The sequence below is a fragment of the Flagellimonas sp. S3867 genome (assembly GCF_014698935.1).
GTDB lineage: Bacteria > Bacteroidota > Bacteroidia > Flavobacteriales > Flavobacteriaceae > Flagellimonas.
The window spans coordinates 70,087-94,981 of the sequence record NZ_JACVMN010000003.1; the positions used below are offsets into that span (position 1 = coordinate 70,087).

Genomic DNA, 24,895 nt, shown 5'->3' on the forward strand with positions numbered 1-24,895 from the left:
CATGGAAATACTTACAAAGAATAAAACAAGGATACTCTATTTGGGATCCAACAAAAGGTTCGCAGATGAGTTCCATCGCTTTTCCGAAGGTGTTGAGGTCAATGCTTCGCAAACAGGTGTCGGTGCCATACGTTGGCTACATCAAAATTGCGATTTCAAGGCCAAAAAATGGATAAACGCAAACCTGACCGTGGATGCAATTCTTTGTGAGCGAAACATTCCTCTGAAAACACTAAATGAGTTCGAAGAATACGTTGAGGAAGTGTTTGATCCAGCCAAGAAAATACCTTTTGTCCTATTGAGCGACAAGGTAAGCAAGGAAGACAAGTTAGAGGCCCTTGAAAGGGGGTTCGATGATATTTTTATTCACCCGATAAGTTTTGAACAGGTTCTGGAAAGAATTAATTTTTTGAAGGAACTTAAATCAAACCTCAGGGAACAAAAAATATCTTCAGGTCAAGAAGGAATTAAAGAATACAAAATAGGGTTTTGGAAAAGAAGCTTTGACATTGCCGTAGCCGCTACGGTTCTTTTGTTGGCCTCACCATTTTTATTACTTGTGATCTTGGCCATTCGGTTAGAGTCCAAAGGAAAAGTGTATTACATCTCAAAACGGGTAGGTACCGGGTACAAGATTTTCAATTTTTTAAAATTAAGATCTATGTATCCAGATGCCGATAAACGTTTAAAGGAATTTCAACATTTAAATCAATATGTGCATAATGATGTTGAACAAGCAAAAACCAATACTTCAGAACAAAACCCTGAAAAAGGAACCACACTTATTGGTGATGATAGCGAAGTGGATGAAACCATGCACAATCAAAAAAGAAAACAAAGTGCAGAAAGTGCCTTTGTCAAATTTGATAACGATCCTAGAATAACCAAAGTTGGAAAGATAATTAGGAAACTGAGCATTGATGAATTACCGCAACTGATCAATGTCTTAAAAGGAGACATGTCCATTGTCGGCAATCGCCCCTTGCCTTTGTATGAGGCTGAAATGCTGACAACGGATGAGTGGACCGAAAGATTCAATGGCCCATCAGGAATTACAGGTCTCTGGCAAGTTGAAGCCAGGGGAAGATCATCAAAAATGTCACCTGAAGAACGAAAGCAATTGGATATCAAGTACGTGAAGTATGCAAATAGTAAGTATGCCTTCTTGATTGATATGTGGATTGTACTTCGAACCTTTAAGGCAGTTTTCCAAAAAGAAAATGTATAAAATGAGAATGAAATATATTGCAATAGCGCTTTTGTTGCTGCTGTGCAATGTGGCCTTAGGCCAAGAAATAGACGAGTTCATAGCCAAAAACCTTGAAAAAAATGATATTACCAAGGTGCTACCATCGCTGGATAGCCTAATTACCCTGGCACACGAAAAATCTCCCGATCTCAAATATCGCGATGCTGACCAAAAATACTGGAAGGCCAGACAACGTTTGGCACAGACCAGATGGCTTGATTATTTTTATTTGGAGGCTGTGTACAGTTACGGAGTATATGACAACCTTACCGCATCCCAGCTATCAGGAGCTCCACAGGCTAGTCAAACCTTATTTTCCACTGAACAGGACAGATATACCTTCGGGCCTTCCTTAAAAATACCCATTTCGGCAATCCTCAATCGGAAAAACACCATAAGATCCGCAAAGGCCGAAGCAGAAAGGTCAGTGTATGAAAAAGAGGTGGACAAAGCCAAACTTCGTGAGGTAGTAATAGTACGTTACAACGAATTGGTTAAAGCGCATCGATTGCTCTTTGTGTACGGATCTATAGTCGACACCTATAAAATTCAAGCATTAAGAGCGGAAACCGAATATAAAAATGGGATTATTTCTGTGCCCGAATATACACGTCTTAGTCAAATGCTCAACGAGGCAATAGTTGCCCACGAAGCACAAAAATCAGAATTAAGCCTTGCTATTCTTCTGTTGGAAGAATTAGTGGGAATAAAACTGAACATATAAAGAATGAAATTTAATCTGCTGTTTTTTGTTAGAATCCTACTTCGGCATATATGGTTGCTGATATCAGTTCCCATTTTGCTGGGAAGTCTGGTATTTATTCTAACCAAGAACCAGCCTAAAGTCTATGATTCCAAAGCTAGAATCTATACTGCATTCGCTACTGGGTCTACGATTGAACTGGACAATACAAAATTTGACTACAGCAAGACTAATATCGCCTATGACAACCTTTTGAACCTTATAAAATCGAGAACGACCATTGAAACCGTTGCACTTAAGCTGTTTGCTCAACATATGCTTTTGGATAGTGCCGATGTAAGGATAATTTCAAAGAAAAAATACGGGGAATTGATGGAAATTGTCCCCGATGATGTGAAAGCTCTTGTGGTTAAAGGCGATTTGCAAAAAACCTATGAAAATTTCTTGACCTATCAAGAAGAAGGTCACGACAACTTCATCAATGAACTATTGAATCTTGAACATCCAGATTACAGTGTTGGTAAAATATTGGAAAAGATTGGGGTAAGGCGTATTTCCATTAGTGATTTTGTGGATATCTCCTATCAATCCGAAGACCCAGGAATATGCCAGAACACATTGTTGATTTTAACCGAAACCTTTATAAAGGCCAATGCAGATATCAAGGCCAACCAATCAGATGCCGTTGTCAGCTATTTTGAAAATCAACTGGATAGAACTACCAATCAGCTTAACGCAGCCGAAAAAGAGCTGTTGGATTTCAATAAGGGCAACAAAATAATGAACTACTACGAGCAGACGAAACAATTGGCTTCGCGTAGAGAGAATTTTGAATTACGATACCAAGAGGTTCAGCAACGCTATCATGCTGCAAAAGCAGTGCTTCCTCAATTGGAGAAAAAACTGGGCACACACGAGAAAAAACGACTTCAAAGCAAACGAATTCTAGAGTTACGGGACGAATTGGCCCAACTCAACTACACCATTTCCATGAAAAGCCTCGATCTCTCACGAGACTCTACCGTGCAGGCTACAAATGCTATAAAAATCGTGGAAGCAACAAAAAAATTGAAGGCAGTCAAGGCTCAACTTAAGCAAGCGGTTGATACAGTCTTTGTTGTGGATCATGATAAAAACGGAGTGGCAACATCAAGCATTCTTGGCGATTGGTTGGAAAATACCATTACCTACGAAGGAGCCAAGGCCGAACTCAAAATATTAGATCAAAAACGTATTGAGTTTGACGAACTATACACCTGGTATGCACCTTTAGGTGCGACAATGAAAAAATTAGAGCGAAAAATCAACATTGAAGAACAAGAATATTTAAGCCTTTTGCACAGTTTGGGATTGGCCAAACTAAGACAGCAAAACGTTGAATTGCAATCCAATCTAAAGATTACTGAAACCCCATTTTTTCCAATAAAACCAAATCCAAGCAAACGGATGATATTGGTAATAGTGGGAGCCGTATTCGGATTTATTTTGGTAGCAATAACAGTGTTGGTCCTTGAGTTCTTGGATGGCAATTTGAACACAGCACAACGGGCCGAGGAAAAAATTGGACTTGCAGTCTCCTCAATTTTCCCTGTTATTTCAAAGAAAAACAAGAAAATTGATTTTGAATACTTGACCAATAAGGCAGTAAATGCCATATCAAAAAACATGATTCTGAACCAATTCAAGAAAAAACCCGAAGGCCCTGTGATCAATATGGTTTTTTCTACACAGGAAAATGAAGGCAAATCCTTTATATGTGAACATTTGGTGACCAAACTGTGCGAGCTCGGATACAAAATCCTACACATTACCTATGATCCATATGAGGTTGAAATGGCACATCGACGCGATACTGCTATTTCTTATGTGGTCAATGATCAATATGAAATTGAGGTTATCGATGAACGATATCAGCAAGCAATGAATGAATTTGACATTCAATGCGAAGTACAACCAATAGATGACAATTATGCGCAGATCGTTTATGAGGTTACCGATAAACTATATAAAATTTCTACCATAGAAGAGTTTGATAGTTCTCGACGAATTTTAGACTTCAACTTTTTCGATTTTGTGATACTTGAGTTACCCAGCATCATCAAGAATCCATTTCCGGTAAAATTGGCTGCAACCATTGATTTTTCCTTTTTGGTAGCTCGCGCAAACCGATCATGGAGCAGGGCCGATGCCAATGCATTGAAAGTGTTCACCGAAGCAACAACAGGACCTGAACCCACAATTATCCTAAATGGGGTAAAAGTGCTTGAAATGGAAACCGTTGTTGGAGACCTGCCCAAAAAACGATCACGATTTAGAAAATGGATGAAAAATTTGGTGCAACTCCGATTCTTTACTAAAAAATCAATAGCGTAATGTTGAAAAGATTGGGGAACATAGCACGGGAAAAAAACATGAGCTCTCTAATGACCAATGTGTTGATCGCTGCTTTGGGATTAATGAGCTTTATGTTGTTGACCAGACAACTGAGCAGGGAATTGTTCGGTGACTGGGTCTTATATGTTACCCTGGCCACCTTTGTAGATCTTTTACGATTTGGGTTGACCCAAACTTCATCCGTAAGGCTATTATCTGGAGCAAAAAAAGAAGATTATAAGAAATTGATGGGTTCCAGCTTTAAGATCAATCTTAAGCTTTTGGGAATCATTACAGCTTTTTGCTGGGCATTATATGCAGTTGTATCACAGATTGGGGCCGAAATAAATTATGGTTACCTCCTCTTTTTAACCTGGTACCCCATTTTAGCATTGGCCAATTTAAGTTGGAACAATTCCATGGCCTTGTTTCAAGCCAAACAAGATTTTACCGGAATGATGTTTGTACGTCTTTCCAATATTGGGTTGTTTGTGGTTTTTTTGATATTGAACCAATGGTGGTTGCATCTGGGAATCCTTGAAATTCTCTGGGTGCATTTAGCCGTAAATATGATGTCAAGTATTTGGTGTGTTGTCAAGAAATGGGATGGATGTCTATATCTAAAACATGCTGAAAAGGAGACCACAAAAGAGCTTATCAACTTTGGAAAATACTCCATGGGAACCCTTATAGGGTCCAGTTTATTAAAAAGTGCGGATACCTTCATTATCGGATTGAGTCCAATTTTGGGTTCGGCAGGAATAGCAATGTATGCCATCCCCTTAAAACTTACGGACCTTTTGGGAATTCCATTGCGCAGTTTTACCATGACGGCCTATCCAAGAATGTCCAAAAAGTGTATTGATGGCGATATGCAGGGAGTTCGGAAAACGTTTTATGCCTATTCCGGCGCAATTACCCTATTGTTTGTACCAATCTCTATCGCATGTTTCATTTTGGCCGAAGAGCTTGTGCTCATTTTGGGAGGAAATGAATATCTCGAAGTATTGCCTCAGCTGACATTGATTTTTAGAATTTTTACCCTTTACACACTTTTGCTTCCGATTGATAGGTTTACCGGAGTGCTTTTAGATAGCATCAACAGGCCCAGATTAAACTTGAATAAGGTCATAATTATGACTTTGGCAAATATTGTGGTTGATTTTGTTGCGGTTTTCGTGTTCGAATCATTGGCTTTGGTTGCGGTGGGAACGGTGATTTTTACCTTGATAGGAATCTTTCTCGGCTTTTATTATTTGCGTAAAGAGATTCAAATTCAATCCAAACGCATTTTTCCCGAAGGGATACTTTTTTTTAAAAGCCTAAATACTTATTTGGTACCATGAATCCGTTTGAACGAACATATGGCCAAGATTTACTGAAGAAACCCTTACCGATTCTAACCCTGTTTTCATTGGCAATTGCATCTGCTTTGCTCATTGCCTCCAAAGGTATTATTGCAGGAGTTGGAATTATTGCTTTCCCTTTGGGAATGCTATATGTGATCAATTTATTTCTTAGTCCAAGAATTGGAATCATAACTATAATAGCTTTCAGCTTTTTTGTAACGGGAATCTCAAGATACTTGCCTGGTACTTGGGGATTGATGATAGACGGATTGTTGTTTATGATGTATATGGCGCTTTTTTTCAAAGAGTTTCGAATCCGTATTCCATGGAACAATGCCCGTTCGCAATTGACCATTTTGGTCAGTATTTGGTTTGGATATGCCATGATGCAAGCGGTAAATCCCGAAGCAGTCAGCATCGAAGCTTGGTTTTATGCCATGAGGGGAATAGCACTGTACCAATGGTTGATTATTCCTTTGTGCTTTATCCTATTCAATCGACCAAAAGACATGATGACCGTATTTATGATTTGGGGAGTAATCAGTCTATTGGGAACTTTGAAGGGAATCCTGCAGATGACCCTTGGTGTTGACTCTTTTGAACAAGCTTGGTTGGATGGAGGCGGGGCAGTTACTCATATTCTTTTTGGAAAATTGCGAATCTTCTCCTTTTATTCAGATGCAGGTCAATTTGGTGCATCACAGGGACATACTGGAGTAGTTTTTGGGATTTTGACGCTGTTCGTAAAAAATAATTTTAAGCTTAGGGCCTTTTTTGGGCTTGTGGCTATTATGGGACTTTATGGAATGCTTATTTCAGGAACTAGAGGAGCTATCGCTGTTCCTGCAATGGGCGGGGTGATGTTCATTATTGTGAGAAAACACATTCCCAGCATTGTATTGGGCGCCATGGCCGGGATTGCAATATTTGTCTTTTTCAAATACACAACCATAGGAAATAACAACGACCAGATTCGAAGAATGCGTACCGCATTTGACCCGAATGATGCTTCTTTACAGGTACGGTTGGACAACCAACGTAAACTATCAGGGTATCTCGCTTCAAGACCTTTTGGGGGAGGTATAGGGTCCACCGGAAACTGGGGGCAACGATTTACACCACATACCTTTTTGGCAAATACCGCAACGGATAGTTGGTTTGTTGCCATTTGGGCCGATATGGGAATTGTTGGACTGTGGCTGCATTTGTTCATTCTCTTCTTTGTTTTGATTACAGGAGCTTACAATTGTATGTTTAAAATACGTGACGATTGGCTAAAAGGACAGGTAACAGCTTTGGTCTGCGGTATGGCAGGAATAATGTTGGCCTCATATGGAAATGGGGTATTTGGGCAGTTTCCCACAGGAATCTTAATGTATGTGGGCATGGTTTTCATTTTCCTTTCACCAAAGTGGGACAAAAAAATTCAGCAAGAAAAAGAAATACTTGAACAAGAAGAGCTGGCTATAGCGGCCTAAATTTAGAACTTATGACAAAAGAATTTCCATTGGTGTCCATTATCACCATAAATTATAACGAATCGCAAGTCACTCTGGAAATGCTGCAATCCCTAAAGGGATTGACCTATCCCAATGTTGAAGTGATAGTGGTGGATAATGCTTCCCCAAATGATAACCCTGATACCATCAAGGAACAATTTCCTGAGGTTTGCTTGATAAAAAGCAAGGAGAATCTTGGATTTGCAGGAGGGAATAATCTGGGTGTGAAACAATCCAATGGAGCATTTTTACTGTTTATTAATAATGATACCATTGTTCCGGAAAGGTTTATTGAACCATTGGTTCAAACCTTACAAGAAGATGAAACCATTGGGATGGTGAGTCCCAAGATAAAGTTCCATTGGAACCCGGAGTTGATACAATATGCCGGTTATACGCCTATGAATCACTGGACCATTCGCAATAACAGTATTGGATACCATCAAAAGGATGATGGCCGTTTTGACACGGAAGGAGAAACAGAATCCATTCACGGTGCTGCCATGATGGTGCCCAGAACTGTGGTGGACAAAGTAGGCATGATGACAGAAATCTACTTTTTATATTACGAAGAGCATGATTGGGCCGAAATGATCAAGAGAGCGGGATACAAAATATTCTATCAGCCAGCATCTTACATTCTGCACAAAGAATCGGTCTCGACAGGCAAATTCAGTCCGTTGAAGACCTACTATATTTCCAGAAATAGAATATTGTTCGCAAGACGGAATTTTAAACCGTTGCAGCTTGGTATAAGTTTATTATTTCAATGCTTTGTTTCCATCCCCAAAAACAGCTTACAATTTCTGATTAAAAATGAATTTCCACACTTTAAGGCATTTTGGAAAGCGATTTCATGGAATCTGACCCATAGGACGGAAATAGGATAGGCCCATCCCTTAGTGTTTTCTTTAATACGTCAAGGCAAATTTGCCTTTCGTCAATTCCAAACCCTATAAGATTGTCTGTTTTTTACATTTAGCATGCTAAATGCATGCAATATGACTGGGAAAAAGAAATCGTTTTCTTCATTTATTTTTATTGGAGGAGTGCTGTTTTGTACATTTTTAATGTATTTGATGTCGGCCAGTGAGACCAACAACAGTTTTGTGAACCTGATTTTAGAAAAAGACAGTAAAATATATGTCTATTCAAAAAGAGGCTCTTATCTCATGAATATTAATATTCAGAGAGAAGAAAATCCTACGGTTTTTCCATTTATACAAGTTTTCGAAGATAATGGTGAACTTTATGTTGCTCCAGATAAACTCAAGGATATAGTCGATTTGCTTTGTGGTAATTTTCAAGTACATGATGTCCCAGCGAAGAGTTCCGATGGTTATGTGACCTCTGGCAGTTCGCCATGTTTTGAAAAATCATTTAAAAATCAAAGTACAGGCAAGATTGGAGAACAGATTCACGTGAACATGGTACGATTGACAAATTCTAGCTTAAAAGAGGCTTTCAATATTAGGTGGGAAACCAATATGAAAACCAATAAATCCAGGGTTTCGGAAAATTGCCATAAAAAATCGTTCACGGTTAGAACCTCAACGCAACCTGGTGAATATGTATTTTCAGCAGAGGATTTCATCATGGTTAACTTGCAAGAGGTGGTAGATTTTTATGGAAACAACGTTGCACTGTCTTTAAACAAAGAAGAGCAGCTTTTATACATTGAGCATAAGGAATAGGTTAAAACACTGTACGTTTTTATTGGATTAAGAACATTGACGTAAATGTTTGGGTTTTAACAAGAAATGGATAAAAAGCTGTTTAAAAACCCCCTTTGTTGTGCGTTGACAACACGAATTCAATACTTTACAACAAATACTTTTCTCTCTTAAAATGTAGGATAATATTTACAAATATTTATTAAACCTACTTTTATGCCCAAAAGTGTAAAAATTACAATCTTATCCCTGTTACTGTCCATTTTATATGGATGTGTGAATGAAAATGATTTGGACCCACCTGCTGAAGTAGAAGGTCCATTATCTGCATTTGATATACCTTCAGATTTTGACTTTTCAACAAGTAGAAGTGTTACAGTTTCTTTGGACGTCCCCGAATTTCTGGATAACGCAGTTTTTACTTTGTACGGAAAAAAGGGGAATCAGGATAGCCTTGCCTTCGCCAAAGCAAATTTTGATGATAATGGCCATTTTGAGAAACAATTTCAGCTAGGTGTAGAAACTGATTCTGTACTCATTTCAACAAATTATTTAGGTTTGACCCCATTGATCAGACTTCCCATTATAAACAATAGTATAAGCTTTGACTACAATACTTTATATGATCGTAACAACCCGGTTTCAAGCAAGTTAAGAAGCATTGCTTTAAAGGCAAAAAACAACAAACCGCCTGGTGATATCGATTTCGAATTTTTAAGCGGTCATAGCTCCAATGGTGTTCCGGATATTATGGAAACACCTGATGTGATTACTCAAGAATTGTTGGATGATATAAACGCATCACTCCCCGAAAATCAAAATGTAAAAGACCTTCATCCAGAGTATTTGGACAATAAAGAAACTAATTTGGTTATTACGGAAGAAGCCGATGTTTGGGTAACTTTTGTAGCCGAAAGCGCTGTTTGGAAGAACACATTGGGATTTTATACATTTCCTGTAGGACTAGCACCAGCTTCACCAGACGATATTACGGCACATACAGTTATTTTTCCAAATGCCTCGATGAATGGTGACGGAGGCGGATTGTTTCCAGGAGATAAGGTTCATCTAGGAAGATTTCCGGCAAATACGGTGGTTTCTTGGTTTGTGGTTTCCAATGGATGGAAAGGAAACAAGGTGGGAAAGGGACAACATACCTATTATTCCGAAGAAACTTTCAATACCGATAACAACAACAAATCACAAATGGTATTGTTGAACGACCCAAGCCGTAATCTTGCTGTTTTGGGTATTGAAGATGGTCCTAGAAATGGGGACGATGGAGATTTTAACGATTCACTTTTTTATATTACCTCAAACCCTGTTGGTGCTGTCCAAGTTTTGGATTTTGCAACGCTTGATGTAGCCAACGATGCAGATGTAGATGGGGTTGATAATACGCTAGACGATTTCCCATTCGATTTTAATCTCGCCTTTAACAATTTTGCTCCTTCAATCAATTCTTCCGGAAAAATGGTCTTTGAAGACTTATGGCCACACATTGGGGATTATGATTTTAACGACTTGGCTATGGATTACAATTTCAACCTTATGGCCAATGCTGATAATATGGTTACCAAAATACAAGCAACTTTTACCATTGAATCTATTGGTGGACATCTTGAAAATGGATTTGCTTTTACATTTCCGATGGCACCTTCAAGCATTTCAAGCATTACAGGGCAGGTTTTGAACGCTGATTATATCAGTGTTGATGCAAATGGAACAGAAACTGGAACGGCTACAAATGAAACTGTTGTTTTTGTAATTGGTAACGTAATTGGTAGACAAGGAGAGACAATAAACATGGAAATTACCTTCGCTAATCCCGTTTCGGTTGATGCCCTTGGAGAAGTTCCATTTAATGCATTTCTAATAGCTGATGGAATTAGGGGCAAAGAAATACACTTGCCGGATTTACCACCTACAAGTAAGGCCATGTTTTTGGGTAGCGCAGACGATTTCAGCAATCCATCCAACGATAGGTACTATAAAACTAATATGAACCTTCCATGGGCCTTGAATATTTATGAAGGCTTTGTGCCTCCCCGTGAAACGGTATCCATAAGTGAGGAATATCCCGATTTTGTGAATTGGGCAAATTCTGGAGGTACACAAAACCTAGATTGGTATGTAAAATAATAGTGATAAAAAGTAAATAACAAAATCAACCTTAAAAGAAATATCAAATTATGAATATAACAGTAATTGGAACGGGATATGTGGGTTTGGTCACAGGAACTTGTTTCGCAGAGACCGGAATCAATGTCGTTTGTGTAGATATTGACGAGAAAAAAATAGAAAAACTCCGAAACGGAGAAGTTCCCATATACGAACCGGGGCTCGACTTGATTTTAGAGCGCAACATTGACAAAGGCAGAATCTCCTTCACCACAAACCTCAAAAAAGGGATCAAGGACAGCGACGCAGTTTTTATTGCCGTTGGAACCCCGCCAGATGAAGATGGAAGTGCAGACTTAAAATATGTATTGCGAGTTGCTCGAGAAATTGGTCAACATATGGAAGATTACAAAGTAATCATCACCAAAAGTACCGTACCCGTTGGAACATCTTATAAGGTAAAAGCTGCTGTGGAAGAAGAATTGGCAAATAGGAACGTTCGTATTCCATTTGATGTAGCATCAAACCCGGAATTCCTTAAAGAAGGAAGTGCGGTAGACGATTTTCTAAAACCAGACCGTATTGTAGTGGGAATTGAGAGCAAGCGCGCCGAAAAGGTCATGCGTAAACTGTACAAACCATTCCTAATGAATGGTCACCCACTTTTGTTTATGGATATTTTCTCTTCAGAGATGACCAAATATGCAGCCAATTCTATGCTAGCGACCAAAATCAGTTTTATGAACGACATCGCCAATCTGTGTGAACTGGTGGGCGCTAATGTGGATTTGGTTCGAAAAGGAATCGGTTCAGACTCAAGAATTGGAAATAAATTCATCTATCCTGGAACAGGATATGGTGGAAGTTGCTTCCCAAAAGATGTGCAAGCTTTGGTTCGTACAGCGGATGAATATGGGCATTCTTTAGAAGTATTGAAAGCCGTTGAGAGCGTCAATTACAGACAGAAATCTGTTTTGGTCGAAAAAATAAAGGCGCATTTCGGTGAAAATCTAAAGGGCAAACAATTTGGCCTCTGGGGATTGTCCTTTAAACCAAAAACCGACGATATGCGTGAAGCACCATCGCTTGTGATCATAGAACAATTGAAGGCTTTGGGTGCAAATATAAGAGCCTACGATCCTGTTGCCATGGAAGAGACCCAGCGCATGTTAGGTGATAAAATAGAATATGGCAAAGACGAGTACGATGCCATTATTGAAGCTGATGCCTTGATCGTGGTCACCGAATGGTCTGAATTCAGAATGCCGAATTTTCGAATTCTTGAGAAACTGATGAACGAGAAACTAATTTTTGATGGCCGAAACATTTACGACCCAGAAGAAATGGGAGAACTCGGATTTGCATACTACAGCATTGGTAGAAGTGTAGTGAACAGTACAGAAAAAGAAACCATAAACATTTAATAGAGCAATGAAACGAATATTGGTAACTGGAGGGGCAGGTTTTGTTGGCTCTCATTTATGTGAAAGACTCCTAAGAGAAGGCAATGAAGTAGTGAGTATGGACAACTACTTCACCGGAAGAAAAAGTAAGATAGTCCATTTAATGGATAACCCCTATTTTGAAATAATTCGGCATGATGTAACCTTGCCTTATTTCTTGGAAGTAGATGAAATCTATAACCTGGCATGTCCGGCTTCACCGGTACATTATCAGCATAATCCGATCAAGACGATAAAAACATCTGTTTTGGGCGCTATAAATATGTTGGGACTGGCCAAGCGTATCAAAGCAAAGATCCTACAAGCATCTACAAGTGAGGTGTACGGAGATCCAGAATTGCATCCGCAACCTGAAGATTATTGGGGGCATGTGAATCCCATCGGGGTCAGATCCTGTTACGATGAAGGGAAACGCTGTGCAGAATCCCTATTTGTGAACTATCACAATTCCAACGACGTTTTGGTGAAGATCATTCGAATCTTTAACACCTATGGCCCAAGAATGGAGCCAGATGATGGTCGAGTGGTTTCCAACTTCATAATGCAAGCACTTCAAGGAAAAGACATCACCATTTTTGGCGATGGAATGCAAACCCGAAGTTTCCAATATGTAAGTGATTTGGTTGATGGAATGATCAAGATGATGGATACCGAAGATGACTTTATCGGACCGATCAATATTGGAAATCCAGGAGAGTTTACCATGTTGGAGCTCGCAGAAAATATTATTGATCTAACTGGATCAAAATCAAGGATTATTCATCTGCCTTTACCTGCGGATGATCCTATGCAGCGTAAGCCGGACATTTCACTGGCACAGGAAAAGCTCGAGGGATGGGAGCCTAGCGTGGATCTTAGGGCTGGTCTTGGAAAGACCATTGAGTACTTTGATAACCTGCTTAAGGAAAAATCCATCAAAGAATTAGTAGAAGGGTAGTAAATACGAATACATAATATGGATGTAGTCAAAATTTTGGTCAATAGTTTGGAGATCCTTTTAATAGGGTATTTTGGATTTGCATCCATTTATGTTTTCATTTTTTCCTTTGCTGGCCTTTTCTCTGCGCGAAAAAGGAAAGAAATTCTACACAAGCAGCGGAAGTTTGCAGTGCTTATACCAGGATATAAAGAAGACAATGTCATTATTGATGTGGCCAAACAAGCACTTCAACAAACCTATCCGGCCGACCTTTTTGAGGTAGTTATAATAGCAGATTCTTTTCAGCAAGAGACTTTGTATAATCTTGAAAAATTACCCTTAAGGGTAGTAGAGGTTTCCTTTGAAAAAAGTACCAAGTCCAAGGCGCTCAATCAAGCAATGAAAGTCATCGGCGATGATTATGACGTAGCCTTGATTTTAGATGCGGACAATATTATGGAAGAAGGTTTTGTTGAAAAAATCAATAAGTCTTTTAATCAAGGATATAAAGTGGTGCAAGGACATCGTATTGCCAAAAACACAAATACTTCTTTCGCCATTCTTGATGCAATCAGCGAGGAGATTAACAACCACATTTTTCGAAAGGGGCACAGGGTTGTTGGACTTTCATCCGCCTTGATCGGATCCGGCATGGCCTTTGACTATTATTTTTTCAAAAGCACTATGGCAAATGTGAATGCCGTAGGTGGTTTTGATAAAGAACTGGAATTAAAACTACTTAAGAACAGGACCAAGATTGAATACCTTAACGATGCATTGGTTTTGGATGAAAAAGTTCAAAAATCTGAAGTTTTTGCCAATCAGCGTAAACGTTGGCTTTCGGCGCAATTTGTCTATTTCGGACGCTATTTTGTCCCTGGATTAAGAGAGCTGATTACTAAAGGCAATGTTGATTTTTTCGATAAAGTCTACCAAATGGTTTCCCCGCCAAGAGTGCTTTTGCTGGGACTGGTTTCGCTAATCACTTTCACATACTTTATTCTGAATTTGATTTGGCCATCCAACCTAATGGCAATACCTGAAATATTCTGGTATGCTAGTTTTGGTTTGGTCATACTTGCCTTTGCATTTGCTGTTCCAAAGAAATTTTACAGCAAGGCTACATTCAATGCCTTACTGACACTTCCCAAAGCATTTATGGTAATGTTTCTGTCTCTGTTCAAATTGAAAGGAGCAAATAAAAAGTTTATTCATACCCAACACGGGACCATTAACAGTCAATAAGAACACATGAAAATTGGAATAGAAGGACAACGTCTTTTCAGAAAAAAGAAGCACGGTATGGATATGGTCGCTTTGGAGTTGATCAAAAACCTCCAAAGAATAGACCAAAAAAACGAATATGTAGTTTTTGTAAAACCAGATTTCGACGATACCTGCATTCCTGATGTACCCAACTTTAAAATAGTGGAGTTAGACTCCAAATGGGGATACCCTGGATGGGAACAGATTGCACTACCGCGAGCGGCCTACAAAGAAGGCTGTGATGTGCTACATTGTACAAGCAATACAGGGCCTTTGTTTTCAAAGGTTCCCATTGTCACCACTTTACATGATATTATTTATCTGGAAAGTATCAGCTTGTTCAAAAAGGAAGGCACTTGGTATCAAAAATTGGGCAATATGTACCGAAGGTACTTTGTGCCCCCGGTCATTCGAAAAAGCAAAAAAGTGATTACGGTTTCCAATTATGAAAAGGAACGGATAAACAATCATTTTGGATTCAAGGATAACCGACTGACTGCCATTTACAACGGTGTGGGATCTCATTTTAAAAAGGTTACCGATACAACTCGGTTAAAAACCATTCGGGAGCAATACAATTTGCCCGACAACTTCTTTTTCTTTTTAGGAAATACCGATCCCAAGAAAAACACCAAAGGTGTGTTAAAGGCCTTTACAGATTTCAACAAAATTTATCCTAAAAAATACAAGCTTGTAATGCTTGACTATGATGAGGGAGAACTTCTGAAACTTTTAGATTCCGTTGGGGGACAAGAAATAAGAGAGTTGATTCATTTAACGGGATATGTGCCCAATACCGATTTGCCCGCCATTATAAGCCAGAGCACTATATTTCTATATCCTTCACTTCGCGAAAGTTTTGGTATTCCAATTCTGGAAGGGATGGCTTGCGGGGTTCCGGTGATTACCTCAAATACGTCGTCCATGCCAGAAGTGGCAGGTGAAGGCACTGCGCTCATGGTGGATCCTTCAAAACCAATTGAAATAACCGAGGCCATGAGAAACTTAATTGAGGATAAAATGTTGGCCAATGTACTTTCAGAAAAGGGAATTGAAAGAGCCAAGCACTTTTCATGGGAAACCATGGCAAAAAATGTGTTGGAACTATATGAAGATGTCCATCGTGAACTAAAAAACAGTTGATATGATAAAAGATCAAGACATTGTTGTTGTGGGCATACAAGCTTGGGACATTGAAATTGGAAGCAATTGCAAGAACATTGCCATGGAATTTGCCAAACATAACAGAGTGCTTTATGTGAATCCACCGTTGGATAGGGCGACCTTAAAAAGAGAAAAAAACACTGAAAAGGTTCAAAAACGAATCAGAATAAAAAATGGAGAGGAAGATGGGCTGGTTCAAATACAAGAAAATCTCTGGAATCTTTATCCAAAATCGATGACAGAATCTATCAATTGGATTCCCATTCATCCCATATTTAAAATTTTCAACAGAAGAAATTCTAAGGTTTTCTCCAATGATATTTTGGAAGCAATGAATCAATTAGGCTTTGAAGATATATTGCTCTTTAACGACAGTTCCATGTTTTTGGGATTGTATTTGAGGGATTTTTTAAAGCCCAAAAGTTACACCTATTACATGCGCGACTACTTGATCAAAGTCCCTTATTGGAGAAAGCACGGAGCACGTATCGAACCCCATGTTATTCAGCAAGCCGATGTGGTAGTGAACAACTCTACGCTTTATGCGGAATATGGATTAAAATATAATACCAACAGTTTTATGGTTGGTCAAGGATGCGATGTTTCCCTTTTTAACGACGAAAATGGTAATATCCAAATTCCGAAAGAATTTGATTCCATTCCAAAACCCATTATTGGTTATGTTGGTTATTTGACCAGCATGCGTTTGGATATCGAGCTTTTGGAGCACATGGCCAATATGAAAGAAGATTGGAGCATAGTTTTAGTTGGTCCGGAGGATGACGATTTTGGACAATCCGATTTGCATCAGATGGATAATGTTTTCTTTTTGGGAAGTAAGGATTCGTCCCAACTTCCCAATTATGTAAAGGGATTTGACGTAGCAATGAACCCTCAAGTAATCAACGATTGGACTATTGGAAATTATCCACGAAAAATTGATGAGTACCTCGCCATGGGAAAACCTACTTTGGCAACCAAGACCAAGGCCATGGAAATGTTCAAAGAACATGTGTATCTCGGGACAAATAAAGAAGAATACATCGAACTCGCAGAAAAAGCTTTGGAGGAGGATTCCCCAGAGTTGCAAAAGAAACGTATCGCATTTGCGAAAAGCCATACTTGGGAGAACAACGTGCGTGCGATTTATGATGCGATTAAAAAATCGGCATAAATAATTCAAGATTATGGGGTTAAAGGATAAAATCAAGAATAACGATGCCATTAAAAAATTTGTGCATTGGCTGTTGGTGCCCAGAAATCAGGCAAGACCAAGATTGTGGGTCAAATGGTTTGTGAATCCCTTTTATCACAAAAAAGGAAAGGGAGCAACCATCTGCAGAAGAACCCGGATGGATGTTTTACCCTGGAATACTTTTGAGTTGGGTGAAAATTCTACCATTGAGGATTTTTCCACAGTGAACAACGGAGTTGGAGCCGTAAAAATTGGAGCAAGGGCCAGAGTAGGTCTTGGCAACACGCTAATTGGACCGGTAACCTTAAAAGATGATGTGCGTTTGGCACAAAATGTTGTGCTTTCCGGACTCAACCATAATTATGAAGATATTTCACAACCCATCCATGCACAGGGAGTCTCAACAGCAGAAATTGTTGTTGGAGAAGAAACCTGGATAGGAGCCAATAGTACCATACTAGCCGGAATCACCATTGGAAAGCATTGCATTATTGCCGGTGGCAGTGTGGTCACCAAAGATATTCCAGATTATTCCGTGGCAGTTGGAAATCCAGCTAGAGTTATGAAAACGTTCAATCACAGTACAGGGGAATGGGAACGTGTTCCCAAGAAAATGGTAGCAGTTTAAAACAGATTCAGTATGAATTTTCTAGAAGTAGTTTTTTGGATTTCGTTGTTCATTATTTTTTATTCCTATTTGGGATATGGAATACTGTTATTCTTGATCATAAAGTTGAGAAGGATATTTGGGTTGGCTAAACCTTTCCATGGAAATGAAGATTATGAACCGGAAGTGACACTTTTTGTCACTGCCTTTAACGAAAAGGACTTTCTAGATCAAAAAGTAAAAAACTCTCAAAGTTTGGATTATCCTCAAGAAAAAGTAACCCAGATTTGGGTGACTGATGGATCAGATGATGGCACTCCCGATTTACTCAAAAAATACGATGGTGTAAAAGTCTATCATAAAGATGAAAGGGCCGGCAAAATAGTGGCCATGAATCGTGGAGTTGAATTTGTACAAACCCCAATTGTTATTTTTTCAGATGCCAATACCGATTTGGGCAAGAACTCCATTAAAGAGATTGTCCGATTGTTCAGAAATCCAAAAGTGGGATGTGTTTCTGGGGAAAAACGCATCTATTCCAAAGAAATGGATAGCGCTGCCGGTGCTGGTGAAGGGATGTACTGGAAATACGAATCACAACTAAAAAAATGGGATGCGGAGCTCTATTCGGTAGTTGGGGCCGCGGGAGAACTTTTTGCTATTCGAACAGAATTATGGCAAGAGGTAGAAAAGGATACTTTGTTGGATGATTTTATCATTTCATTACGAGTGGCCATGTCTGGGTATACCATTCAATATAATCCTGAAGCCTATGCGATTGAAACTGCATCCGCCAATGTAAAGGAAGAGCTCAAACGCAAAGTACGGATTTCTGCAGGTGGCATTCAATCTGTAGTTCGATTGAGAGCTTTGCTGAATTTTTTCAAATATGGAACATTGTCATTTCAGTATATTTCCCATCGCGTATTGCGTTGGACCTTGACACCGCTCTTGTTACTTTTGATTATTCCAATGAATTATATCCTCGCACAAAATGAGGGCTTGTTCTACTTCGGGTTGTTCAGTATTTTGTTTTGGGGGCAAGTTTTGTTTTATGTTGCAGCGTTGACAGGATGGTTTTTGGAAAATAGGCAGATTCGCTTGAAAATACTTTTTATTCCCTATTACTTCTTTATCATGAATCTATCGGTTTACCTTGGTTTTTCCCGATACATAAAGGGAAATCAATCTGTAAAATGGGAACGCGCAAAAAGAGATGTGGGAACTGAAGCTGTGGCTTAATCCTGATCCGAATAGATGGGAAGGTCAAAGTAAAATGTACTTCCCTCTCCAACTTTACTTCTAATCTTTAGATTACCTCCATTTTTTTGAACAAAATTCTGACAAAGAATTAACCCCAATCCAGTACCGGGTTCTTTTTCCGTACCCAATTTGCTAAAATGTTCGTTAGGATTCAATATTTTTTTGATATCTGCCTTCGGTATTCCGTTGCCATTGTCTTCAATCTCAATGACCACATGCTCTTTAGTTTGTTTTGAGTTGATTTTTATAACGCCATCCAGAGGTGTAAACTTTATGGCATTGGAAAGAATATTCCGTAGTACGGTTTTGATCATATTATTGTCCGCAAAGGCAAAAACCTCCTCTGGGACATTATTCTGCATCTCAATTTTTTTATGATCACTACCCAGTTTTAAAAGTCGGAAGGTCTGTTCAACCAAATCGTTCAAGTTCAATTTTTCTGGAATCATCTGGATTTGATCACTTTCAGATTTTGCCCAGCCCAAAAGGTTTTGGAGTAGGTTTAGGGCCTCATCCATAGTTTTCAACAAATCATAAACAGTTTCATCTAAGAATTTATCATCTTTTGGATCTATGATTCCTCTCATGATAAAGTCCATCTTGAGTTTGGCAGCACTCAGTGGGGAACGAAGGTCATGACCAATTATGGAAAACATGCGATCCTTAAGATCATTGGATTGTTTTAGGTTTTGGGCTTGTTCCTCAATCTGGTTTTTGGCACGAATCAATTCAACATGGGTCTGGATACGTGCAATTAGTTCTTGCTCGTTAAAGGGTTTGGTCACATAATCAACCCCGCCAACTTCAAAACCCTTAACCTTGTCCTTTACATTGACCTTCCCTGTAAGAAAAATGATAGGAATGTCTTTGTATGCATTAATTGCCTTGATTTGTTCGCACAGCTCAAAACCTTCAATGCGGGGCATGATGACATCCAAAAGAATAAGATCGGGTTTTCTCTGTTTTAAAAGCTCGAAAAAGTAATCATCATCGCTGGTGCCCTCAAATTGAAAGTCATTCCGTTCTAAGATAAATCGTAAAAGTTCAAGGTTTAGCTGTTCATCATCCACAGCCAGGATATAAGGTTTTTCCGTAACTTGGTTTTCCATTTAAGGTATAAAAGAGTCTATTACTAAAGTAGGAAAAAGATTTTAGGTTTTTCAGGATAACCTGTCAGAAAGCGAATATTACGGTTATATAAATAGGTTTATGTAGCTTTAAAACTTATATTAAAGTGTTCCACCAACAAAAACCAGCCATTCACAACAATAATTGAACGCGCACAAAAAGTAGGATTATATTTACAAAATAAGTAATACGAAATTACAATCTGCATGACAAATATTTTAGTTACAGGAGGAGCAGGATTCATTGGATCCAACTTCGTGCCCTATTTTTTAGAAGCGAATACGGATGTCCATTTAATCAACATCGACGCGCTTACCTATGCTGGTGATTTGGAGAATTTAAAAGAGGTGGAGAAGCATGAGCGATACACCTTTATCAAAGGAGATATCTGCGACAGAAAACTTATTGAAAAGATTTTTGAAAAATATGATATTCAAGGGGTTATCCATTTTGCGGCTGAGTCGCATGTAGATAATTCCATTACCAATCCAGATGCATTTATGCAGACCAATATTTTGGGCACCTTCAATTTGATTGATGTAGCCAAAAGATATTGGATGGTAAGCCCTGGATTATATAAAGAAGCCTATAAAAATTCAAGATTCCATCATGTTTCCACGGATGAGGTCTATGGAACTTTGGGCAAAGAAGGCTTGTTTATGGAGACTACGCCCTACGCACCAAATAGTCCGTATAGCGCTTCAAAAGCATCATCCGATTTTATCGTCCGAAGCTACCATCATACCTATGGTATGAATGTGGTGACCACCAATTGTTCCAACAATTATGGGCCAAAACAACATGATGAAAAGTTGATTCCTACCATCATCAGAAAAGCATTGGCTGGAGAGTCAATCCCAATTTATGGAGATGGGTCCAATATTCGGGACTGGCTGTACGTTTTAGACCATTGTAAAGGCATTGCGCTGGCTTATGACAATGGAGTTTCTGGAGAGACGTATAACATTGGAGGACGGAACGAAAGAAATAATTTGTACATCGCCCAAACCGTATGCGAGATACTGGATAAAAAACATCCAAAATCTGAAGGATCATATAAAGATTTGATCACCTATGTGAAAGATAGGGCAGGGCATGATTTTAGATATGCTATTGATGCCTCAAAAATTGAAAATGATTTGGGATGGGAGGCCGATGAGAATTTTGAGAGCGGAATTGATAAGACCATCGATTGGTATTTAAACAAGTTCATCCATAACAAGACAAAAAGTTTGGTTTAAAACCCCAAAGCAATGAAAGGAATAATTTTAGCAGGAGGATCAGGAACACGTTTGCATCCCATTACATTAGCGGTGAGCAAGCAACTGATGCCTGTATACGATAAACCCATGATTTATTACCCACTATCAACCTTGATTGAATCGGGAATTTGGGAAATATTAATCATTTCAACACCGCATGATTTACCTATGTTCCAACGTCTGCTGGGCGATGGTAGAAAATATGGCTGCAGGTTTGAATATGCTGTACAAGATGAGCCCAATGGTTTGGCAGAAGCCTTTATCATTGGCGAAAAATTTATTGGCGATGATAAAGTGGCCTTGATTTTGGGCGACAATATCTTTTATGGAACCGGTTTGGAAGAATTATTGCAATCCAATAACAATCCAGATGGGGGTATTATTTATGCCTACCACGTAACCGACCCTGAGCGATATGGCGTTGTTGAATTTGATGAAGATGGAAAGGTGATTTCTATCGAAGAAAAACCCGAAAATCCAAAATCCAATTATGCGGTTCCCGGAATTTACTTTTATGACAATGATGTCGTTGAAATCGCAAAAAACATTCAGCCGAGTGTAAGGGGAGAATTGGAGATAACCGACATCAACCAAGAATATTTAAGAAGAGGTAAGTTGAAGGTAAGCATTATGGATAGAGGTACGGCCTGGTTAGATACAGGAACCTTTCAATCTTTGATGCAGGCCTCACAATTTGTTCAGGTTATTGAAGAAAGACAAGGACTTAAAATAGGAGCTATTGAGTCTTCAGCATATAAAATGGGATTCATTACCAAAAACCAATTTAAAAAGCTGACAGAACCCTTTTTAAAAAGTGGTTATAGTAAGCGATTATTGGAAGTTTTAACATAGACCATGGAAGTACACAAGACTGAAATTGATGGCTGCTTTATCATAGAACCCAAAATCTTTGAAGATAATAGAGGGTATTTCTTTGAGAGTTATAATCAAGAAAAATTTGAATTAATGACCGGCGCAAAGCCATATTTTGTGCAAGATAATGAGTCCATGTCCACAAAAGGCGTGTTGAGAGGGTTGCATTTTCAAAAAGGAGACAATGCCCAGGCTAAATTGGTTCGTGTTTTGGATGGTGAGGTCTTGGATGTTGCTGTAGATATAAGGCCAAACTCTAAAACTTTTGGAAATGTAGTTTCGACCTTACTTTCCTCCGATAATAAAAAGCAAATGTTTGTTCCCAGAGGATGCGCCCATGGTTTTGTAACTTTAAGCAAAAAGGCAAAGTTTTCTTATAAATGCGATAATTTCTATAACGCTTCCTCCGAAGGTGGAATCATTTACAATGACCCTACCTTTAATATCGATTGGATTTTGGGCGAAGAGGATTTGATCATTTCAGAAAAAGACAAGTTTTTACCCATTTTTAAAGAAGCGGTTCCGCATTAACATTATATTCGAAGCATGAAAATATTGGTTACCGGAGCATCCGGACAATTGGGAAGCACATTTAAATCCATTGCCTCGCAAGAACAAGCAAAAGATTTGGATTTTGTTTTCAAATCCTCAACAGAATTGGATGTTACTGATTTTGATGCAGTCAATAAAGAACTTGTTTCTTCCGATTATGCCTATTGTATTAATTGTGCGGCTTTTACCAATGTTGATAAAGCAGAAGCAGAGAACGATTTGGCTTATCGAATCAACGTTACCGGAGCACGAAATTTGGCAATGAGCTGTAATGAGAGCAGTACGGTACTGATTCACATTTCCACCGATTTTGTTTTTGATGGCTTTTTAAACACGCCATATTTGGAAGAAGATATCGCCAGGCCAATCGGGTTTTATGGCGATACCAAATTCAAAGGAGAGCGTGCTATTATTAATAATTTGGAAGAGTATTTTATACTGCGAACATCATGGTTGTATTCCGAGTACGGACACAACTTTATGAAAACCATGCTAAAACTTGGCGTAGAAAGAGATGAACTTTCGGTAGTATATGATCAGGTGGGAACACCAACTTACGCACTGGATTTGGCCAATGTGGTTTTACATATTATCAAAGCACATAGCATAGATTATGGGGTGTATAACTATAGTAACGAAGGTGTAGGTAGCTGGTACGATTTTGCCAAGGAAATTTTTGACCAATATAAAATTGATGTCAGCCTAAAACCTATTCGTTCCGAAGAATATCCTACCCCGGCCGAGCGTCCAAAATTTAGTGTGTTGGACAAATCCAAGATTAAAAACACCTTCAATCTTCAAATTCTGCACTGGAAAGATAGTCTTGCCGTTGCCTTAAAGGCGTATTCCAAGATTAATATTTAACTTTATTTGTCATCCTGAACTTGTCGAAGGATATTAAAAAGGTTGACACAAATTTCACATATGATTACGATAGCAACGTTCCTTCCCTTTCCTTTGTTGGACAGGCTTAGGATGACAAGGAAGGTGGATTCCAGCCAAAGGTTGGAAGATGGAAGGGATTGTATGGTTTCCACCCTTTCCGTCCTTCGGACACCTTTCCCTTTTAGGGAAAGGAACACTATGTTATTGCTAACTAAAGTCCCTTTATCTGAACCTTATGAAATGAATCTGCTTGTAGTTTGAGCAATTCTTCTGCTTTTTCCTTTTTGTATCGGTATAGCTCTTCCTCATTTTTGATATCCTCGTAGATTTTTTGGTTGAGTTCACCATCTGTCGAGAATAGCAATTTGCGCTGAGCTACTTTTTGGGTCACCCAAGTGGCAACTACACTTTCTTGTTCCTCAAACTTGTAATCATATTCCCCTTTCGGAGCCAAAAGTTTGGCAATTATTGGCGAAGTTTCTATGGCCAAAAACAAGAGAAAAATAAAAAAGGACGGAAACCATGGCAGTTTACCCAAAGCATTAATACGCGCCATTAGTCCATCAAAACCATCTATAATGGGTTGCGAACCGGCAACCACTTTTTCATATTCCGTATTTAAACCTGCAATTTGAGTTTCTATATCGCTAATCTTTGCTGAATTTGTCTCTTTCAATTGTTGTAGTTCAGCCAGGTAAACATCATGTTTTTCACGCTTTTCTTTATAAACAGGACCTTTGCCTAGCAGTCCAGTTCCAGCGGTTCCTTCAGCTTCCGAAATATACGTGTCATAAAGGGCGTTGGTCTCTGTTTCTTTTTGGGCAATTTCATTTTTTAAATTGGCAATGTCCTGATTCAGACTTTCAACTTTAGGAGTGTACTGCAATGCCAATTGCTCTTTGTTGGCCAGAGTCATTGCATTTTTTTCTTCCAACAAAACCTGGTTGATTTCCTTCTCGAAAATTTTCATTTCCAGCGGTTTGGAAATTACAACCGCAATGATAATTGCCAAAATGATTCTCGGAGCAGCCTGGAGCAATTCGCTTTTAAAATTGTCTCGCTTTTTAATGGTGGAAACGATATATCGGTCCAGATTAAAAATCAACAACCCCCAGATTAAACCAAAGAAAATGGAGGCATAAATGTTATCAAAAACGGTGTAAAGTGCATAACCGCTGGCTATAAATGCCATTACGGCAGTAAAGAAAACAGTGGCACCAATGCCTGCATATTTATTGCGTTCTCCGTTGGAACAAGTAGCTAAAATTTGGGTGTCCGCTCCCGAGCAGAAGATAAAAAAACGTTGTAACATGATAGTGTTCTAATTTGATTGATAGACTATTAGAACGCA

Annotated in this window: 21 protein-coding genes; 19 read left to right on the forward strand and 2 right to left on the reverse strand. The window is 38.9% G+C overall.

Translation table 11 applies throughout. The features are described 5' to 3' along the window. Position 1 precedes the first annotated feature (1 nt). From IAG46_RS13640 to IAG46_RS13710, 15 genes are all read left to right on the forward strand, one after another. Complete coding sequence (locus IAG46_RS13640; RefSeq protein ID WP_190810945.1) at positions 2-1,228, forward strand: sugar transferase; 1,227 nt, start codon at positions 2-4, stop codon at positions 1,226-1,228. Positions 1,229-1,235: 7 nt separating this feature from the next. Beyond that, positions 1,236-1,973: a TolC family protein gene (locus tag IAG46_RS13645; RefSeq protein WP_223826711.1), complete on the forward strand. Its 738-nt coding sequence runs from the start codon at positions 1,236-1,238 to the stop codon at positions 1,971-1,973. A gap of 3 nt (positions 1,974-1,976) precedes the next feature. Beyond that, the gene (locus tag IAG46_RS13650) at positions 1,977-4,325 is read left to right on the forward strand and encodes a hypothetical protein (RefSeq protein ID WP_190810947.1); all 2,349 of its coding nucleotides are present in this window, start codon (positions 1,977-1,979) and stop codon (positions 4,323-4,325) included. Continuing rightward, on the forward strand, positions 4,325-5,671 hold the full coding sequence (locus tag IAG46_RS13655; RefSeq protein WP_190810948.1) for an oligosaccharide flippase family protein: 1,347 nt from the start codon (positions 4,325-4,327) through the stop codon (positions 5,669-5,671). The genes IAG46_RS13650 and IAG46_RS13655 overlap by 1 nt, the downstream gene beginning before the upstream one ends. Continuing rightward, the gene (locus IAG46_RS13660; RefSeq protein WP_190810949.1) at positions 5,668-7,152 is read left to right on the forward strand and encodes an O-antigen ligase; all 1,485 of its coding nucleotides are present in this window, start codon (positions 5,668-5,670) and stop codon (positions 7,150-7,152) included. The genes IAG46_RS13655 and IAG46_RS13660 overlap by 4 nt, the downstream gene beginning before the upstream one ends. 11 nt (positions 7,153-7,163) lie before the next feature. Next, positions 7,164-8,063: a glycosyltransferase family 2 protein gene (locus IAG46_RS13665; RefSeq protein ID WP_190810950.1), complete on the forward strand. Its 900-nt coding sequence runs from the start codon at positions 7,164-7,166 to the stop codon at positions 8,061-8,063. Positions 8,064-8,174: 111 nt separating this feature from the next. Then, positions 8,175-8,867 carry a hypothetical protein gene (locus tag IAG46_RS13670; RefSeq protein ID WP_190810951.1) on the forward strand — a complete coding sequence of 231 codons (693 nt, stop codon included), beginning with the start codon at positions 8,175-8,177 and terminating at the stop codon, positions 8,865-8,867. A 195-nt stretch (positions 8,868-9,062) separates the two neighbouring features. Then, positions 9,063-10,988 carry an LruC domain-containing protein gene (locus IAG46_RS13675; protein WP_190810952.1) on the forward strand — a complete coding sequence of 642 codons (1,926 nt, stop codon included), beginning with the start codon at positions 9,063-9,065 and terminating at the stop codon, positions 10,986-10,988. 50 nt (positions 10,989-11,038) lie between these two features. Continuing rightward, a complete protein-coding gene (locus tag IAG46_RS13680) occupies positions 11,039-12,391 on the forward strand; it encodes a UDP-glucose/GDP-mannose dehydrogenase family protein (protein ID WP_190810953.1) in 1,353 nt (450 codons plus the stop codon). Positions 12,392-12,398: 7 nt separating this feature from the next. Beyond that, complete coding sequence (locus IAG46_RS13685) at positions 12,399-13,367, forward strand: UDP-glucuronic acid decarboxylase family protein (RefSeq protein ID WP_190810954.1); 969 nt, start codon at positions 12,399-12,401, stop codon at positions 13,365-13,367. Positions 13,368-13,385: 18 nt separating this feature from the next. Next, positions 13,386-14,594 (forward strand): glycosyltransferase family 2 protein, encoded by a 1,209-nt coding sequence (locus IAG46_RS13690; RefSeq protein WP_190810955.1) that lies wholly within the window; start codon positions 13,386-13,388, stop codon positions 14,592-14,594. Positions 14,595-14,600: 6 nt separating this feature from the next. Further along, a complete protein-coding gene (locus IAG46_RS13695; RefSeq protein ID WP_223826712.1) occupies positions 14,601-15,758 on the forward strand; it encodes a glycosyltransferase family 1 protein in 1,158 nt (385 codons plus the stop codon). A 1-nt stretch (position 15,759) separates the two neighbouring features. Next, on the forward strand, positions 15,760-16,953 hold the full coding sequence (locus IAG46_RS13700) for a glycosyltransferase (protein WP_190810956.1): 1,194 nt from the start codon (positions 15,760-15,762) through the stop codon (positions 16,951-16,953). A 13-nt stretch (positions 16,954-16,966) separates the two neighbouring features. Then, complete coding sequence (locus IAG46_RS13705) at positions 16,967-17,602, forward strand: DapH/DapD/GlmU-related protein (protein ID WP_190810957.1); 636 nt, start codon at positions 16,967-16,969, stop codon at positions 17,600-17,602. Between the two features lie 12 nt (positions 17,603-17,614). Continuing rightward, entirely contained in the window at positions 17,615-18,823 is a 1,209-nt protein-coding gene (locus IAG46_RS13710) for a glycosyltransferase family 2 protein (RefSeq protein ID WP_190810958.1), read from the forward strand. Here IAG46_RS13710 and IAG46_RS13715 read toward each other — a convergent pair. Further along, on the reverse strand, positions 18,820-19,953 hold the full coding sequence (locus IAG46_RS13715; protein WP_190810959.1) for a hybrid sensor histidine kinase/response regulator: 1,134 nt from the start codon (positions 19,951-19,953) through the stop codon (positions 18,820-18,822). The two genes, IAG46_RS13710 and IAG46_RS13715, sit on opposite strands and share 4 nt — an antisense overlap. 225 nt (positions 19,954-20,178) lie before the next feature. Between IAG46_RS13715 and rfbB the strand changes: the two genes are divergently transcribed. The 4 genes from rfbB to rfbD are packed head-to-tail and all read left to right on the forward strand — an operon-like array spanning position 20,179 to position 23,523. Next, positions 20,179-21,213: a dTDP-glucose 4,6-dehydratase gene (gene rfbB, locus IAG46_RS13720; protein ID WP_190810960.1), complete on the forward strand. Its 1,035-nt coding sequence runs from the start codon at positions 20,179-20,181 to the stop codon at positions 21,211-21,213. A 12-nt stretch (positions 21,214-21,225) separates the two neighbouring features. Beyond that, complete coding sequence (rfbA, locus tag IAG46_RS13725) at positions 21,226-22,086, forward strand: glucose-1-phosphate thymidylyltransferase RfbA (RefSeq protein ID WP_190810961.1); 861 nt, start codon at positions 21,226-21,228, stop codon at positions 22,084-22,086. 3 nt (positions 22,087-22,089) lie between these two features. Next, the gene (gene rfbC, locus IAG46_RS13730; RefSeq protein ID WP_190810962.1) at positions 22,090-22,638 is read left to right on the forward strand and encodes a dTDP-4-dehydrorhamnose 3,5-epimerase; all 549 of its coding nucleotides are present in this window, start codon (positions 22,090-22,092) and stop codon (positions 22,636-22,638) included. Positions 22,639-22,653: 15 nt separating this feature from the next. Next, the gene (gene rfbD / locus IAG46_RS13735) at positions 22,654-23,523 is read left to right on the forward strand and encodes a dTDP-4-dehydrorhamnose reductase (protein ID WP_190810963.1); all 870 of its coding nucleotides are present in this window, start codon (positions 22,654-22,656) and stop codon (positions 23,521-23,523) included. 232 nt (positions 23,524-23,755) lie between these two features. Here rfbD and IAG46_RS13740 read toward each other — a convergent pair whose 3' ends face one another. After that, a complete protein-coding gene (locus tag IAG46_RS13740; RefSeq protein WP_190810964.1) occupies positions 23,756-24,856 on the reverse strand; it encodes a DUF4407 domain-containing protein in 1,101 nt (366 codons plus the stop codon). Positions 24,857-24,895 lie beyond the last annotated feature (39 nt).

Coding starts and splice junctions, on each gene's coding strand:
- rfbD (WP_190810963.1), top strand. CDS start 22,654: ATGAAAATATTGGTTACCGGAGCATCCGGACAATTGGGAAGCACATTT.
- IAG46_RS13650 (WP_190810947.1), top strand. CDS start 1,977: ATGAAATTTAATCTGCTGTTTTTTGTTAGAATCCTACTTCGGCATATA.
- IAG46_RS13680 (WP_190810953.1), top strand. CDS start 11,039: ATGAATATAACAGTAATTGGAACGGGATATGTGGGTTTGGTCACAGGA.
- IAG46_RS13710 (WP_190810958.1), top strand. CDS start 17,615: ATGAATTTTCTAGAAGTAGTTTTTTGGATTTCGTTGTTCATTATTTTT.
- IAG46_RS13705 (WP_190810957.1), top strand. CDS start 16,967: ATGGGGTTAAAGGATAAAATCAAGAATAACGATGCCATTAAAAAATTT.
- IAG46_RS13660 (WP_190810949.1), top strand. CDS start 5,668: ATGAATCCGTTTGAACGAACATATGGCCAAGATTTACTGAAGAAACCC.
- IAG46_RS13690 (WP_190810955.1), top strand. CDS start 13,386: ATGGATGTAGTCAAAATTTTGGTCAATAGTTTGGAGATCCTTTTAATA.
- IAG46_RS13740 (WP_190810964.1), bottom strand. CDS start 24,856: ATGTTACAACGTTTTTTTATCTTCTGCTCGGGAGCGGACACCCAAATT.
- IAG46_RS13675 (WP_190810952.1), top strand. CDS start 9,063: ATGCCCAAAAGTGTAAAAATTACAATCTTATCCCTGTTACTGTCCATT.
- IAG46_RS13715 (WP_190810959.1), bottom strand. CDS start 19,953: ATGGAAAACCAAGTTACGGAAAAACCTTATATCCTGGCTGTGGATGAT.
- IAG46_RS13640 (WP_190810945.1), top strand. CDS start 2: ATGGAAATACTTACAAAGAATAAAACAAGGATACTCTATTTGGGATCC.
- IAG46_RS13700 (WP_190810956.1), top strand. CDS start 15,760: ATGATAAAAGATCAAGACATTGTTGTTGTGGGCATACAAGCTTGGGAC.
- IAG46_RS13695 (WP_223826712.1), top strand. CDS start 14,601: ATGAAAATTGGAATAGAAGGACAACGTCTTTTCAGAAAAAAGAAGCAC.
- IAG46_RS13670 (WP_190810951.1), top strand. CDS start 8,175: ATGACTGGGAAAAAGAAATCGTTTTCTTCATTTATTTTTATTGGAGGA.
- IAG46_RS13645 (WP_223826711.1), top strand. CDS start 1,236: ATGAAATATATTGCAATAGCGCTTTTGTTGCTGCTGTGCAATGTGGCC.
- IAG46_RS13655 (WP_190810948.1), top strand. CDS start 4,325: ATGTTGAAAAGATTGGGGAACATAGCACGGGAAAAAAACATGAGCTCT.
- rfbB (WP_190810960.1), top strand. CDS start 20,179: ATGACAAATATTTTAGTTACAGGAGGAGCAGGATTCATTGGATCCAAC.
- rfbC (WP_190810962.1), top strand. CDS start 22,090: ATGGAAGTACACAAGACTGAAATTGATGGCTGCTTTATCATAGAACCC.
- IAG46_RS13665 (WP_190810950.1), top strand. CDS start 7,164: ATGACAAAAGAATTTCCATTGGTGTCCATTATCACCATAAATTATAAC.
- rfbA (WP_190810961.1), top strand. CDS start 21,226: ATGAAAGGAATAATTTTAGCAGGAGGATCAGGAACACGTTTGCATCCC.
- IAG46_RS13685 (WP_190810954.1), top strand. CDS start 12,399: ATGAAACGAATATTGGTAACTGGAGGGGCAGGTTTTGTTGGCTCTCAT.